Genomic DNA, 15,358 nt, shown 5'->3' with positions numbered 1-15,358 from the left:
GTAATTTTGTTTTTAGATGTTTATTTTCTAAACGTAGCTGTTCTAATTCACTGAGCTCTTTTGGTCCTTTTCCATAAGAATATTGTTTTCCTACAGGTTGTTGAAAACGATACGTTTGATCTGTACGATACCATTTCATCCATGTCTTAATTTGGGAAACATTTTTAATTCCGAGTTTCTCCATAATTGCACGATTTGAATAACCGTCTTTCTTCATTTCAATGACTTTCCACTTTGTTTCTTCTGGGTAATGAACTCTTGTCTTCAAACGAAAAACACCTCCAATGAATTTGCATACTTAGTATGCGAATTCAGGAGGTGTTTTTTCATGTACCACTATTCGGGTTCACTTCAAATTGACTCTCAGTTTTTTATTTGTTATGGAAAAATGACAAAAAAATGAACTTTTAATCGAGGAAGAGGGAAGTTATTTTCTATTTTTGAATAACATTATTTCGAGTTTGAATTTTGGAAATACATTTTTCTCTTGACAAAAAACAAGCATTTATCGAGGGTGGATGCGAGGACATTTTTTCGGTTAAAAGTCAAGTGTATGAAGAAAAACACGATTGTTTTATAGATATAAAAGTAAGCCGTATATTGAAAAAATACATTTTGCTAATGAGGAAAATCTGATTCAAAAAAATGACAAAAGACATATTTCAGACAAAATGATGTCAATAATACGTCAAAAATAACCTGAATTTACTATGCAGGTATATTATACAATTCGATTAACGAATAAAACACTACAGAAATAGTGAAAAGGTAAAAAATAGCATTACAATAGTTTGAAAAACTGAAACTTCATATTTTTCGACAATACATACAAAATGTTTTTGTCTTTTCGTATTTCTTAATAATTGAGTTTGATAAGATTGCTCAATTAACTTTTATTATAAAAACTATGAAGGAAGTGATTTTAGTATGGAAACGCTCGAATTGGCACGAATACAGTTCGCATCAACAACGATTTTCCATTACTTTTTTGTTCCGCTGTCAATTGGTTTAGCTTTTATTATTGCGATAATGCAAACGTTGTATGTGGTAAAAGGGCAAGAAGTATATAAGAAGATGGCAAAGTTTTGGACGCAATTATTCCTTATTAACTTTGCAGTAGGTGTAGTAACAGGTATTTTACAAGAATTTCAGTTTGGTATGAACTGGTCAACGTATTCACGTTTTGTAGGTGATGTATTTGGTCCCTCACTTGCAATTGAAGGATTACTGGCATTTTTCATTGAGTCTACATTCCTAGGTTTATGGGTATTCGGTGAGGATAAATTACCGAAGCGAATTCACTTAATGTGTATTTGGCTCCTTTCAATTGGAACGATGTTATCAGCATTCTGGATTTTAACTGCAAGTGCATTTATGCAGTCACCTGTCGGGTATGAAATGGCAGCTGATGGTCGTGCACAAATGAATGATTTCTTAGCCATTATTCAAAACCCACAACTATGGGTGCAATTCCCGCATACAATTACAGCAGCAATTGCAACAGGTGCATTCTTTATTGCGGGTGTAAGTGCATGGAAAATTACAAAAGGACAAGAAACTGTAGTATTTAAAAAATCTTTCCGAATTTCTATCATTGTTGGAACAATTACAACGGCGCTTGTATTATTCTTCGGTCATGCACAAGCGCAACAATTAATTAAGACACATCCAATGAAGATGGCGGCAGCTGAAGCGCTATGGAATACAAGTGAGGATCCAGCGCCATTTACAGTATTTTCGAAAATTGATACAGAGAAGAAAGAAAATTCGTTTGAAATTCAAATCCCTTATATGCTAAGTCTATTATCGTATGATAAGTTTAGCGGTCAAGTTGAAGGCATGAATCAAATTCAAAAACAATATGAAGAAAAATATGGACCTGGAGATTATATTCCTCCAGTGCATACAATGTTTTGGAGTTTTAGAGCGATGGTAATGAGTGGAACATTCATGCTTCTTTTAGGAGCTTACGGATGGTTCTTATCAAGAAAAGATCGTTTAGCTGAAAAAACGTGGTATTTAAAATTAATGGTGTATGCAATTTCTCTTCCATTCATCGGTAATACAGTAGGGTGGATTATGACTGAAATGGGTCGTCAACCTTGGGTTGTATTTGGTGTAATGAAAACAGAAGATGCTGTATCACCAAATGTAACATTCGGTGAAGTATTATTCTCACTTATTTCATTCACATCAATGTATTTAATTATGGGTGGAATTTGTGTGTACTTATTTGTTCGTACCATTAAGGGTCACACGAATAAGAAAACGAAAAAGGATTATCAAAGCCATGATCCATTTGATAAGGAGGAAGAGTATGTTATCTCTTAATGAGTTATGGTTTTTAGTTATTGCAATCTTATTTGTTGGATTCTTCGTACTGGAAGGTTTCGACTTTGGGGTAGGAATGGTTTCGAGGTTTTTAGGAAAGAATGATTTTGAAAAACGAGTTTACTTAAATACAATAGGACCGTTCTGGCACGCGAATGAAGTATGGCTTGTTTGTGCTGGTGGAGCCATGTTTGCGGCATTTCCCCACTGGTATGCAACTTTATTTAGTGGTTTTTATATTCCATTTGTATTTATGCTTCTTGCTTTAATTTTAAGAGGTGTTTCCTTTAAATTTCGTGCGAAAATAGATAATCATAAATGGAAGAGTGCGTGGGATTGGGGAATGTTTATTGGAAGTATGTTACCTCCTATCCTTTGGGGAGTTGCGATTGCAAACTTTATGGTAGGTGTACCTATTGATGAGAGTAAAAACGTTGTAGGTGGATTCCTGCAATTACTTCATCCATTTGCGTTACTTGGAGGAGTAATGTTCCTTCTACTATGTATTGTTCACGGTTTACAATTCCTTACGATACGTACAACTGGTAAATTGAGAGAACGTGCACGCATTGCTGCAATGAAAATTGCACCATTTTCATTAATTACACTTCTTGTTTTTGCTGGTGTGGGATTATGGAAAACCGACATTTTCACTGCCCATGGAACAGAATGGATTATGGTACCAATCGGAGCTTTTGTAGCACTATTAGTGTCCACTTTATTAAATAAAAGAAGAAGAGATGGTTGGGCTTTCTTTATGACGAGTTTAACAATCATTTTACTAAGTGCGAGTGTATTTATCGGTATGTTCCCACGTGTTATGATTAGCTCTTTAGGAGCAATGAATGATTTGACAATTTACAACGCAGCATCAGGAGCTTATGCATTAAAACTTATGACTTACTTTGCGATTGCTATTTTGCCTTTCGTTATCGGAAGTCAAATATGGAGTTATTATGTATTTAGACAACCTGTTAAGTCAGACAACGATTTGGAGTACTAATGAAAAGAAAAAGAGGACTTCCGTCTTATCCCGGTAGCCGTATTTTATATGTAGCGTTAACGATTATTAGTATTTTAGAAGCTTTTAGTATTATTGCGCAAACAATCTTTTTAGCACGAGCTATTACGTTTTTATTTCATGGAGAGACAGTACAAACAATATTAAGTGAAGTTGTTTATTTTGGTATCGCGTTTGCAGCGCGTAACATAGTAGTTCGAACATCACAAATATTAGTGGAACGTTTTGCCGAAAAAACAGGATCGTTACTAAGAAAACAATTGATAGAGGCATATTTCACATTAGGTCCAAGGTATGTTCAAACTGTTGGAACTGGTCATCTGGTTACCTTATCAATTGAAGGGATTGAGAAATTTAAAACATATATTGAATTAACGATTCCTAAAATGATTAGAAGTAGTATCGTTCCAGGTCTAATTGTACTATATGTTTTTACGCTAGATATTGAGTCTGGAATCATTTTAGTTGTAACGATTCCTATCGTGATCATATTTATGATTCTTCTCGGATTAGCAGCGCAAAAAATGGCAGATAGTCAGTATGAGATATATCGTGTACTTTCGAACCATTTTGTAGATACGTTAAAAGGTTTAGAAACATTAAAGTATTTAGGGAAAAGTGAACAGCACGAAGGAAAGATTGAAAAAGTAAGTAAAAGATATAGAAAAGCAACGATGCGTACTTTGCGAGTTGCTTTTCTTTCTTCTTTTGCATTAGATTTCTTTACGAGTTTATCAATCGCGTTTGTGGCGGTTGGATTAGGGATACGTTTAATAGATGGAACGATTATACTATTACCAGCCCTTACAATTTTGATTTTAGCTCCGGAATATTTTCTGCCGATTAAACAAGTGGGAGCAAATTATCATGCGACATTAGATGGACAAATTGCGATGGAGCAAATAGAAGAGATTTTGCAACAACAAAAAGGAATACAAAAGAAAGATTTAAATGAAGATATAGTATGGAATGCCTCTAGTAGCTTGAATTTACAAGATATCAAAGTAAATAATACTGAATCTGAAAAGGCTATATTAGAAGGAATTAATTTTACTTGGGAAGGTAACGGTGCTATTGGTGTTATTGGTGAAAGTGGTGCAGGGAAATCGACGTTAATCGACGTATTAGCAGGTTTTTTATCTCCTTCGAGTGGAAAGATGTTAGTAAATGGTCTAGAAGTTGATGGATCTACTCGTGAAGATTGGCAAAAAAATATTGCTTATATTCCGCAGCAACCTTATATTTTTCCGCTTTCATTAAAGGATAACATTCGTTTTTATGAAACAAATGCAACAGATGAAGAAGTTGAAAGAGTTATTAATGAAGTCGGCCTTCGTTCACTCGTTACATCACTTCCAAATGGGATGCACGAAAGAATTGGAGAAGGTGGACGTATGCTAAGTGGCGGACAAGAACAGCGTGTTGCTATGGCGCGTGCACTTTTAAGTAAAAAACCAATCATTTTATTAGATGAGCCTACGGCACATCTTGATATTGAAACCGAATTTGAAATAAATCAAGCGATGTTACGTCTATTTAATGGAAAATTAGTATTTTTAGCAACCCACCGTCTACATTGGATGAAACAAATGGACCATATCCTTATTTTAAATAAAGGGGAAATGAAAGAAAGTGGGACGTATGAAGAACTTTTAGAGAATGAGACATTACATTTTCATAGGGAAGAGAGGGGAGAGAAATGAGCAACTGGGTTAAACCTTATATAAAACAAAATAAAGGTAGAATGACTTTAACTATTTTCCTTGGTCTTCTTGGAGTTAGTTCAGGAGCGATGTTACTTTTTATTTCAGGTTATTTGATCTCAAAATCTGCCCTTAGACCAGAAAATGTAATGGCTGTATATGTTCCTATTGTTGCAACAAGAGCGTTTAGTATAGGGCAAGCTGTGTTTCATTATATAGAGCGTTTAGTCGGACATGATGTCGTACTACGTATATTAGAAAAAATGAGAACGAAACTATATAGAATAGTAGAACCACAGGCGTTATTTTTCCGTTCTCGATTTCAAACGGGTGATATGTTAGGAGTGTTATCCGAAGATATAGAGCATTTGCAAAACCTATATTTACGTACAATATTCCCTAGCATATTAGCGCTAGTTGTTTATAGTATCTTCGTACTTGTTATCGGTGCATTTGACCTTGTGTTTGCACTTATTGTAGGTTGTATGTTAGCTATTATCGTGTTTCTTCTTCCGTTTGTATCATTACTTTTGATGAAGAAACACCATGTTACTTTGAAGCAAGGTAGAAGCCGTTTGTATCAACAACTGACGGATGCTGTTTTTGGATTATCTGATTGGCAGGCGAGTGGTCGTAAAGGTGAATTTATTAATGAGTATGTAAAACAAAATGATCAGTTGTTAAAAATAGAAAAGAGAGTGAAACGCTGGTATCATATTCGGGACAGTATCATTCAATTAGTAGTAGGTATTGTAGTTATTTCGATGATCATATGGACTGGAAATGAAGCGGCAAGTGAACAAATTGCTCCTACAGTTATCGCAGCTTTCGTATTAATGACTTTATCTGTAACGAACGCGCTTATTCCTATTGCAGATGCCATCGATCGAATCCCATCGTATGTAGAATCTACCCATCGTCTTAATCGCGTAGAAAGTGATATTGTTTTACATGATGAAATGGATTTGTATGGAGAGAAAGATTACATCGAACCAAAACATGTAGATATTGAACTGAATCACGTATCGTATAGTTATCCAGATAGTAATGAGATTGTATTAAAAGATGTGTCATTACAAATAAAAGTAGGGAAGAAAATTGCTATTTTAGGGAGAAGTGGGACAGGGAAATCTACTTTACTAAAATTGTTAACAGGGGCGTTAAGCCCAGTAAACGGTCAAGTTGTATTGAATGGTGAACGAGCTCATACGCATCTTTTATCTAAATATATTTCTGTATTAAATCAAAAGCCGCATTTGTTTGATACGACAATTGGAAATAACGTACGGATTGGCAAACCAGAGGCAACGGATGAAGAGATATGGAAAGCTTTAGAGAAGGCACAATTAGCTTCACATATTACTTCTCTTCCAGACGGATTACAAACGAAAATGCATGAAATGGGAAAGCGGTTTTCTGGTGGGGAAAGACAAAGGGTTGCTTTTGCTAGAACTCTTATGCAAGAAACACCAATTATTGTACTTGATGAACCGACTATCGGTTTAGATCCCAAAACAGAATTGTCTTTAATTGAAACAATGTTTTCTGCAACGGAAGAAAAGACGGTTATTTGGATTACGCACCATCTTGTAGGAATAGAACATGTAGACGAAGTTATATTCCTTGATCGTGGCCAAATTGTCATGCAAGGTAGTCATAAACAACTTCTGAAAGAAAATGAAAAATATCGTAAACTTTATGAGTTAGACAAAGGAATATAATTTGAATAAACAATAATTGTAAAAATAGCTACGCCTAATGGTGGAGCTATTTTTTTGTTAGATTGCAGGTGTATATGATTGTTACGAATTAAAAATGAATTTCATATTATACATATAATGGAGGGGATGTACATGAAGGAGCAATATAAAATCATTGTTTTAAGTGATGAATTATCAGGAGATAGGATTCGAAATACATTAGACAAAAATAAATGTAAAACAATAGCTCATATTGTAGACGTTTCAGATGTTGTTCGTATAGAAAATTCTTTTCAATATATAGTCATTTGGAGAGTGGACGCAGAAAAACTTACAAATGACTTGATAAATAGAGGCGTGCAAAGTTCAAAAATTATTAATTTAACAAAATACATGTATGAATGGAAGAATAAATTGATTTCTATCTATCAAATAAATCCGGATCTTATGTCTTTATACATTTCTATGAAAAAAGCAAAGAGTGATCCGACGTATGAATTGTTTGCTACCGGTTTGTCTTATCCACATTGTGGTATAAGTACGGAGCTCCTCTCAAAAAAGTCAATAAAATTAACACTTCCATCTCAAGATCTATACTATGATTATTTAATAGCGTCACAACTTCTATCAAACACTCATTCATTTCAATATTGTTTAATAGGAATAGCTTATTTCTCGTTTTACTTTGATATGTCGTTATCATCTGAATCATATAGAATTCACAAAGTATATTATCCATTGTTTCAAGATGGTCATCATACTGTAGTTCATTCTCCTCTACCCACGGATGGATTCTTACATCTAAATACTCCGAAACCACTTTTTTCTATTTTTAATTTGCATTTTGAATATATTTTATTAGACGAACTAAAAGATGAATCATTGATACTGCCTTGGATAAATGCTGAGTGGAATACCACTCCTCTTCACATTCCTTTTGAAGAACACGGGAGAATAAGAGCAGCTTCACATGCTAAATTGGCGTATCCTCAAACTTTAGTTGAAAATAAAATAATTTTTAAAAAATATTTAGAATTACTGTTAAAAAATGATATAAAACCATTAATTGTTGTATTCCCAGTTACTTCACATTATTTCAATTGTAGTAGTAAGAAATTAAAAGAAGATTTTTATAAAGTTATAAATGATTTTCAAACTCAATATTCTTTTCAAATTATAGATCTATTTGATTCACCATTATTTTGTGATGATGATTTTTATGATAGTGATCATATGAATAAAAAAGGTGCAAATAAAATGTCCGCATTATTAAATATGTTTATTCAGGAACGAAAAGTATGATAATTTGTTTCATGTTTGCATAAAAGTATATAGGCTCCATACAGTTAAAGTAATGTGATTTTTGTGTCGCGTATATAAATAATATGCGAAGAGGTGAGAGAGTTAAAATGAGAACTCGTATTGAAAGAACTGAAGAGGTGGTAGAGCAACTTCCGTTGGTAAGTGTATTAATTCCTACGTATAATCGTCCTCGTTACTTTGAAAAGGCGCTATGTAGTGTGTTAGAACAAACGTACCCTAATATAGAAATTATAGTTGGAGATGACAGCACGAATGACGAAACAGAAAAGATGTTACAAAAATATTTATGTGATCATTCAAATATTATTTATATAAAAAACAGATCAACTCTCGGACAGTTTGAAAATGCGTTAATGTTATTTCATGAAGCGAACGGTGAGTATATAAATTTTTTAATGGATGATGATATATTTCATGTGAATAAAATTGAAAAAATGATGAAGTATTTTTTTAATGATTTAGATGATGAAATTAAGCTTGTAACATCTCATCGTCAAGTAATTGATGATAAAGGGAAAGAACTGCGACATATTTATTCAACTGTCCGTTTATTTGAAGAGAATACGATTATAGAGGGGACAGAATTAGGAAATAAGGTAATTGTGGAGCAAAAAAATTATATTGGAGAACCGACAACAGTTTTATTTCGTAAAAATGATTTACAAGAACCGTTTGGGATTTTTGATAAGAGGCGGTATTTATGTAACGTAGATATAGCTTCATGGTTATCTTTATTAAGTAAAGGAAAAGCAGTATATATAGCAGAGACACTTAGTTACTTTCGATTACATCCAGATCAACAGTTAAATGAATCTAATAAAATGATGGATGGGTTAGAAGATTTTTCACACAGTATTATAGCAGGAGAAAAATATGGTTTCTTATCCAACGAAAAAGAGTTAGACAAAGCGATAACTAATTTTCTAGATTATGCAAGAAGGATAGTTCCATCATCGATATTATATACATTAGACTATTACCAAAAAATTAGAGGAAAGAAAATAAATATAGAAAAGAAAAAACAGCATATAAATAATAATTCTTCTTTACCGAAAGTAAGTATACTTATTCCTGCGTACAATAGACCTTATTACTTGGAATTAGCACTCAACAGCGCTCTGAATCAAACATATGAAAATATTGAAATCATTATTTCTGACGACAGTACAAATAATGAAGTCAATGCTATGATTCAACCGTACTTACGTGAATATGAGTGTATTACATATGTTAAAAATGAAACACCGTTAGTTGCCGAAAACTTTAATAAGTGTGTAGAACTTGCGAATGGGGACTATATAAACTTTTTATTAGATGATGATTTATTTCATCATGAAAAGATCGAGAGAATGATGAAATACTTTTTGACGTTAGAAAATATTTCATTTGTGACGTCATATCGTGAACTGATTGATGAGAATGGAGAGATATTACCACCTTCAACATTGAATATGAAAATCGCGAAAGAAACTACACTTTTTGAAGGAAAAGAATTAGGGAATTATATGTTAAAAAACTTGAAAAATGTAGTTGGTGAGCCGACAACTGTTTTGTTTAATCGGGATTTGTTTGAAGGTAAGTTTGGGTATTTTAAAGGAAGGGCTTATTCTGCTATTAATGACATTGCAACTTGGCTAGATATGATGAGAAAAGGAAAAGTAGTTTATATACAAGAACCTCTTAGTTATTTTAGACAACATAGTGGACAAAATCAAAAACAAATGCATTTTATTTTAATGACAATTGAAGAGTGGATTGAATTAATTATAAATGCATATAATAGTGGATTTTTAAGTTCTGAAAGTGAGTATAAAGAGAGTTTATCTTATTGTTTAGAAAATGCGGGATTTATAGTTAAGGATGCAATAAGAAATGGCGAGCTAGATCAAATTTATAATGAAAAGATAAAAAAAGGGTTACACAAATTAGTTGCTCACATGTTTGAGAAAGAATTTTGTTATTGTCAATATTGCAATCAACAATTCGAAAAATTTTCACCTTGGCCAGCACATTATGATTTTCCGAAATATAAATTTGAGATGTGGAATAAAGATACAGGGATATGTCCAGTTTGTAATTCGATGGATCGTGAAAGATTGTATCGTACATATATTGAAACGGAAACGGACTTGTTAAATAGAAACTATACTATGCTTCATATTGCACCTGAAGCGAAGTTAAGAGATTGGTTTAACGAGTATAAAAATATTACGTATGTATGTGGTGACTTAGAACCAAAGGATCCATTAATGAAGGAAATTGATGTTACAAGGATTACATATGATAGTAATACTTTTGATGTAATTTTATGTAGCCATGTGTTAGAACATGTTCCTGATGATGACAAAGCAATGCGAGAGTTATATAGAGTGTTAAAGCCAAACGGATGGGGGATTATTCAAGTACCAATCGTAATGAATGTAGATTTTATTGTAGAGAATGAATTAATTGTAACACCACAATTGAGGAAATTAGCATTTGGTCAAGAAGATCATGTGAGAATTTATAATCAATCGGGATTTATTCAACGATTAATGAATGCAGGATTTAAGGTGGAATTATATAACATAGCGGAAAAACAAGGAATAAAAAGTGCTAGGAGATTTGGATTATCTGAAACAGATATGCTCTATATTGTCCGAAAATGATAGGAAGGAATAGATAGATATGGAGAATATTCCTTTTTTACGTGCTTCAACTGTACCTGTAATTGAGTATTTGGACGAATTGAAGGAAATTGATACATCTCATATATATACGAATTATGGACCTATAAATCAACGTTTTGAGGAAACAATTATGTCGGCATTTTTTCAAAACAGGGGAGCTGTTACAACAGTAGCAAACGCAACGTTAGGGTTAATGGCGGCTATTCAACTAAAGAAAAGAAGAAAGGGAAAGTATGCTCTCATGCCTAGCTTTACATTCCCTGCGACTGCCTTAGCCGCTATTTGGTGTGGATTGGAACCTTACTTTATTGATATTTCAATAGATGATTGGTATATGGACAAAACCGTACTTTTGGATAAGATAGAAGAATTAAAAGAAGAGGTTGCGATTGTTGTCCCGTACGCCACTTTTGGATCATGGATGAACTTAGAAGAATATGAAGAATTAGAGAAGAAGGGGATTCCGGTTGTCGTAGATGCGGCACCGGGATTTGGATTAATGAATAGAGGGATGCATTACGGTCAAGATTTTAGTGGAATGATCGTATATAGCTTTCATGCAACAAAGCCTTTCGGAATTGGTGAAGGAGGGCTCATATATAGTAAAAACGAAGAAGATATACAACGTATTAAAAGAATGGGGAATTTCGGATTTGATAAAAATCGTGAATGCACGATGATGGGATTTAATTGTAAAATGTCTGAATACGCAGCAGCTATTGGGATTGCGACTATAAAAAAGTGGGATCAAAAATTAAAAGAACGCACCCGTATTTCTAAATGGTATAAACAGTTGTTACAAAGTACTGGGTTAATGAAAAAAGGGTGGGGAGTTCAAAAGACAGAAGCAGTTATTCACCAATTTATGCCTATCATTTGTCCAGAAGAAGTTCACAACATACAAGTAATAGAAGAGCTGAAAAAACAGAAGATAGAAGCTAGATTATACTTTTCACCATCTTGCCACCAACAAGTTCTTTTTAGAAAATATAAGTCTACAGATTTAACAAAAACGAATAAAATAGCAAAACGAATCGTAAGTTTACCTTTATGGGAAGGAATGACGAAAGAACTAGTAGAGCAAATTGTAATCTGTTTAGAGCAGAAGGTGGTGTCGGTAGATGAATAGTTTTTATAGTCAAGAAGAACTAAAGAAAATTGGATTTTTATCTGTTGGGAAAAATGTATTGGTTAGTAAAAAAGCAAGTATATATAATCCAGGTGCTATATCAGTTGGCAATCATGTAAGAATTGATGATTTTTGCATTTTAAGTGGTAAAATCACAATTGGAAGTTATTCGCACATATCAGCGTATACAGCGTTATATGGAGGGGAAGTTGGGATTGAAATGCATGATTTTGCAAACATCTCAGCTAAAACGATCGTATATGCAGTACTTGATGATTTCAGTGGAAATACATTAATGGGGCCAACCGTCCCGAATCAATATAGGAATGTGAAAGCAGAAAAAGTTATTTTAAAAAAACATGTGATTATTGGTGCTAATTCTATTATTTTTCCAAATGTAACTGTAGGAGAAGGTACGGCAGTCGGCGCGATGAGTATGGTAAAAGAGAGTTTAGATGATTGGTATATTTACGCTGGAGTTCCCGTAAGGAAAGTAAAACCTCGTCAAAAAAAGATGCTAGAGTTAGAAATTGATTTTTTAAAAAGCATTCATTCTTAACAAAAAAGAATGAATGCTTTTTATTTTTATCCCGCTATTTGCCGATAAAGAGTCGACTGGTGAGGGCTAATTAAAGTTTCACTTTATGATAGAGCAGAGTGTATCTTAACTTATTATGTTTTAAATTTTGCTGACCAAGGCAATACTGAGCCATAGTGAATGTAAAGTTGGAGGGCGAGCGTATATGTTTGATGAGGATGGGATTGTTTTAATTATGGAACCAGCTGATGAAAGAAACTTGAGGAGATTTATTTTTTCAGTGCCAAAGTCAGTGTATGAAAAGAAGGGGCTTACATTACACTATGGAACAGCTATAGGACAAGGGTATATGGATATAATTGAAGATATTATAAGCGTACATATAGAAATAGATGTTGTAACGATAATAGGGCATGTAAGAGGATAAATAGCTATTTGAAAAAGGTTATAAACAATTTAGCTAGAAGTTATGTATAGAGAAAATTACAGACAATTATAAGGACGAAGGGGGTCTAAAATGAAAATAAAATCAATTTTATTAGTATTTATAGTTTCAATTGGTTTAATGGGATGTTCAATAGTGGAGGAAGGAAAGAACTCCCTAGATTACGCGCAAAAAGCGACAGACTATGTAAATGAAATAAGTGCATTTGCAAACGATGCACCAGCATTAGCAGAAAAGGCCGTTAATGATAGCGAGGCTCGAAAAGAATTAGAAACGAAGCTTAGTGAAATTAAACAAGATATACCCGCATTCAATGAATTAACGCCACCTGATGTAGCCAAGGATCTTCATCAACAAATCGTCGGATATAACGAAAAGTTAAATACGTTAATTGATACGGCGATGACAAAGATAGAAGAAGGGAAAGTGGATGTAGAGCAATTTAAAAACTCTGAGCTTATGCAGACGGTAGATCAAGTTCGAGATTTGAAAGATAAGGTGCAAAATTTAGGTCAATAGTAAAAAGCTCCGTTTGTGATAAACGGAGCTTTTTACTATTGGATACAATAAACGATTACACCAACGATAATAATCATGTTACCGATGAGTTTACGTTTCGTTATTTTTTCCCCTAGGAAATACCAACCGAAAATTAATATGATGATATAACTTAAGGATTCTAATGCTGATGCTTGTTTTAATTCCATGCCCTTCATGGCAATTACATTTAATCCAGCGTTAAGTACAAATAAAGAGTAGCCGATAATAACATAAGGATTCATATATTCTTTTATTCTAGAATCGTATTGTTGTAAAGTAGCTTTTTTTAATAATATTTGTGAGTAATTAGCTAAAATTATCCCGGAAATAAATAATAACATATAACTATTCATCTTTTGTCACCACCACAATTCCGATGATAATAATAGCTGCACCAAGTAAATGATTCCACTGAATCGTATCTCCAAATAGAAATACTGACCAAAGCATTGACCATAGTATAATAATCCCGCGATGTGAATATGCTTTTGAAATTTCGAAATGTTTAATTACTTGTTGCCATAAAATTGCATATCCGAATAAAAGTACAACTAGTCCGAAATAAGCAATAAAAAATGAGATTGAAGCAATTGGAAATTGAGCTGCCCATTTCATGTAAACCATAATGATAGAATATATCAAAAAAGCTACATGTAAAAATACATAATTTTTAATAGTTGGTTTCATTTATTCACTCTCTTTTGCATATAAATATATATTTATACCTAATTTTTCTAATGATAGATATTGGAACGTATTTTGTTTAATCTTTCACATTCCAAAGTATATAGTATCATGGCTTTTATTGTAAAACAATAGAAGCCATGCATTCATTTTTTCCAAGGTTCTACAATATGTATCGTTTTATTTGTTGCATCCAACTCTACTTGAACACCGATAGGCATGGTAATCATTGGATGTGTATGACAACAATCGAAGTCGGCTAGAAAAGGAATTCTTTGATTTTGAAGTACTTCTAATAGTATTTCAAAAGGTTTTCGATTGGTACCACAATCATCAAATTGCTCATGTTTTCCAAGAATGATACCTGAAATTTTATCGAATACACCGTTAATTTTAAGGAATGAAAAGCTTCTTTCAATAGTAGCTGCATCTTTTGAGCTGTCCTCAATAAAGAGAATGTCGCCTTCTTGAATATGTGGCATATAGGGGCTACCAAAAATTCCTTGTATCGTGTTTAAATTCCCGCCAATAATACGCCCAGTAGCTTTTCCATCAATTACTGAAATCCAATTGTTTGGACGAAATTCTTTCTCCTTCGTCTTTTCTTCCCAATTAATAAATTCATCTGACCAAAATAATGGTTGTTTTATATGATAAGGAAGAGAATGATCATGTAGTAAAGTTTCAGCAAAATATTTGTATGTGCAATCAACAAAAGGTTCAAATTCGCCAAAGGAAGGGACGAGAGCTGGCCCATAAAATGTAGGAATTCCTGTTTTAGCATAAATTCCTAGTAATAAAGCAGTTGCATCTGAATATCCAACCATTATTTTAGGGTTAGTTAGAAAAGCATCATAATCAATATAAGGTAATAGTGAATTTGAATTCATCCCACCAATTGTTGACATAATACAAGAAATATTAGGATTTCTTATCAAGGCATTTAGTTCCTCAGCGCGCTCTTGTATACTACCAGAACGATAAAAATCATATCGACCTGTTAATGAACCTTCTAATATATGAAACCCTTTCTGTTGTAAGTAAGATTTTGCTCGTTCAAATCTTTTTGGAGAATTGTAGGTTATTGGTGAAGAAGGGGAGTAGATCCCAATTGTGTCGCCGTATTTTAATGATTTTGGAAGTAGCATTTGTATGAATCCCTTCTATTAAATAGTTTATTTACGAACTTTGTCATTGAATATTCTTATATTTCAGCATTTTAAGTTTAACATAAACAAATTGAAATAATAATTGCTGTATATGAATAAATATACT

Annotated in this window: 14 protein-coding genes; 10 read left to right on the top strand and 4 right to left on the bottom strand. The window is 33.1% G+C overall.

The features are described 5' to 3' along the window. Window positions 1-268 (bottom strand): helix-turn-helix domain-containing protein (locus tag C4S65_RS21960; RefSeq protein ID WP_142391566.1); only part of this gene is annotated, 268 nt, incomplete at its 3' end. 659 nt (window positions 269-927) lie between these two features. On the opposite strand from C4S65_RS21960, the gene cydA reads away from it, so the two are divergent. The 10 genes from cydA to C4S65_RS21910 all read left to right on the top strand — a co-directional run bounded on the left by cydA (window position 928) and on the right by C4S65_RS21910 (window position 13,378). Next, entirely contained in the window at window positions 928-2,331 is a 1,404-nt protein-coding gene (cydA, locus tag C4S65_RS21955; RefSeq protein WP_000448870.1) for a cytochrome ubiquinol oxidase subunit I, read from the top strand. Next, window positions 2,318-3,334, top strand: coding sequence for a cytochrome d ubiquinol oxidase subunit II (gene cydB / locus C4S65_RS21950; RefSeq protein WP_061667437.1), 1,017 nt, complete (start codon window positions 2,318-2,320; stop codon window positions 3,332-3,334). The genes cydA and cydB overlap by 14 nt, the downstream gene beginning before the upstream one ends. Next, the gene (gene cydD / locus C4S65_RS21945; RefSeq protein WP_103945426.1) at window positions 3,334-5,055 is read left to right on the top strand and encodes a thiol reductant ABC exporter subunit CydD; all 1,722 of its coding nucleotides are present in this window, start codon (window positions 3,334-3,336) and stop codon (window positions 5,053-5,055) included. The genes cydB and cydD overlap by 1 nt, the downstream gene beginning before the upstream one ends. Continuing rightward, window positions 5,052-6,776, top strand: coding sequence for a thiol reductant ABC exporter subunit CydC (gene cydC / locus C4S65_RS21940; protein ID WP_061667438.1), 1,725 nt, complete (start codon window positions 5,052-5,054; stop codon window positions 6,774-6,776). The genes cydD and cydC overlap by 4 nt, the downstream gene beginning before the upstream one ends. Before the next feature lie 132 nt (window positions 6,777-6,908). Further along, entirely contained in the window at window positions 6,909-8,057 is a 1,149-nt protein-coding gene (locus C4S65_RS21935; protein ID WP_061667439.1) for a hypothetical protein, read from the top strand. Between the two features lie 107 nt (window positions 8,058-8,164). Further along, the gene (locus C4S65_RS21930; protein WP_061667440.1) at window positions 8,165-10,726 is read left to right on the top strand and encodes a glycosyltransferase; all 2,562 of its coding nucleotides are present in this window, start codon (window positions 8,165-8,167) and stop codon (window positions 10,724-10,726) included. A gap of 19 nt (window positions 10,727-10,745) precedes the next feature. Beyond that, window positions 10,746-11,876 carry a DegT/DnrJ/EryC1/StrS family aminotransferase gene (locus tag C4S65_RS21925; RefSeq protein WP_000427947.1) on the top strand — a complete coding sequence of 377 codons (1,131 nt, stop codon included), beginning with the start codon at window positions 10,746-10,748 and terminating at the stop codon, window positions 11,874-11,876. Then, a complete protein-coding gene (locus tag C4S65_RS21920; RefSeq protein ID WP_061667441.1) occupies window positions 11,869-12,435 on the top strand; it encodes an acyltransferase in 567 nt (188 codons plus the stop codon). The genes C4S65_RS21925 and C4S65_RS21920 overlap by 8 nt, the downstream gene beginning before the upstream one ends. A 184-nt stretch (window positions 12,436-12,619) precedes the next feature. Further along, window positions 12,620-12,841, top strand: coding sequence for a hypothetical protein (locus C4S65_RS21915; protein ID WP_000459099.1), 222 nt, complete (start codon window positions 12,620-12,622; stop codon window positions 12,839-12,841). Between the two features lie 90 nt (window positions 12,842-12,931). Beyond that, window positions 12,932-13,378 (top strand): DUF6376 family protein, encoded by a 447-nt coding sequence (locus C4S65_RS21910; RefSeq protein ID WP_061667442.1) that lies wholly within the window; start codon window positions 12,932-12,934, stop codon window positions 13,376-13,378. 35 nt (window positions 13,379-13,413) lie between these two features. On the opposite strand, the gene C4S65_RS21905 is transcribed toward C4S65_RS21910, so the two are convergent. The 3 genes from C4S65_RS21905 to C4S65_RS21895 all read right to left on the bottom strand — a co-directional run bounded on the left by C4S65_RS21905 (window position 13,414) and on the right by C4S65_RS21895 (window position 15,231). Further along, window positions 13,414-13,752, bottom strand: coding sequence for an EamA family transporter (locus C4S65_RS21905; RefSeq protein ID WP_061667443.1), 339 nt, complete (start codon window positions 13,750-13,752; stop codon window positions 13,414-13,416). Next, window positions 13,745-14,086, bottom strand: coding sequence for an EamA family transporter (locus C4S65_RS21900; RefSeq protein WP_000805127.1), 342 nt, complete (start codon window positions 14,084-14,086; stop codon window positions 13,745-13,747). The genes C4S65_RS21905 and C4S65_RS21900 overlap by 8 nt, the downstream gene beginning before the upstream one ends. Window positions 14,087-14,229: 143 nt before the next feature. Next, window positions 14,230-15,231, bottom strand: a complete 1,002-nt coding sequence (locus C4S65_RS21895) for a S66 peptidase family protein (protein WP_086407333.1) — start codon at window positions 15,229-15,231, stop codon at window positions 14,230-14,232. Window positions 15,232-15,358 lie beyond the last annotated feature (127 nt).

The sequence above is a fragment of the Bacillus sp. ok061 genome, assembly GCF_900108285.1.
GTDB classification, from domain to species: Bacteria; Bacillota; Bacilli; order Bacillales; family Bacillaceae_G; genus Bacillus_A; species Bacillus_A thuringiensis_S.
The sequence above is the reverse complement of the archived record's forward strand: the minus strand, read 5'-3'. Positions and strand labels throughout refer to the sequence as shown.

Bases quoted from the DNA above. Each gene is read 5' to 3' on its own strand.
- C4S65_RS21925 (WP_000427947.1), top strand. From the start codon at position 10,746: ATGGAGAATATTCCTTTTTTACGTGCTTCAACTGTACCTGTAATTGAG.
- cydB (WP_061667437.1), top strand. From the start codon at position 2,318: ATGTTATCTCTTAATGAGTTATGGTTTTTAGTTATTGCAATCTTATTT.
- C4S65_RS21920 (WP_061667441.1), top strand. From the start codon at position 11,869: ATGAATAGTTTTTATAGTCAAGAAGAACTAAAGAAAATTGGATTTTTA.
- C4S65_RS21930 (WP_061667440.1), top strand. From the start codon at position 8,165: ATGAGAACTCGTATTGAAAGAACTGAAGAGGTGGTAGAGCAACTTCCG.
- cydD (WP_103945426.1), top strand. From the start codon at position 3,334: ATGAAAAGAAAAAGAGGACTTCCGTCTTATCCCGGTAGCCGTATTTTA.
- cydA (WP_000448870.1), top strand. From the start codon at position 928: ATGGAAACGCTCGAATTGGCACGAATACAGTTCGCATCAACAACGATT.
- C4S65_RS21935 (WP_061667439.1), top strand. From the start codon at position 6,909: ATGAAGGAGCAATATAAAATCATTGTTTTAAGTGATGAATTATCAGGA.
- C4S65_RS21910 (WP_061667442.1), top strand. From the start codon at position 12,932: ATGAAAATAAAATCAATTTTATTAGTATTTATAGTTTCAATTGGTTTA.
- C4S65_RS21900 (WP_000805127.1), bottom strand. From the start codon at position 14,086: ATGAAACCAACTATTAAAAATTATGTATTTTTACATGTAGCTTTTTTG.
- C4S65_RS21915 (WP_000459099.1), top strand. From the start codon at position 12,620: ATGTTTGATGAGGATGGGATTGTTTTAATTATGGAACCAGCTGATGAA.
- C4S65_RS21895 (WP_086407333.1), bottom strand. From the start codon at position 15,231: ATGCTACTTCCAAAATCATTAAAATACGGCGACACAATTGGGATCTAC.
- cydC (WP_061667438.1), top strand. From the start codon at position 5,052: ATGAGCAACTGGGTTAAACCTTATATAAAACAAAATAAAGGTAGAATG.
- C4S65_RS21905 (WP_061667443.1), bottom strand. From the start codon at position 13,752: ATGAATAGTTATATGTTATTATTTATTTCCGGGATAATTTTAGCTAAT.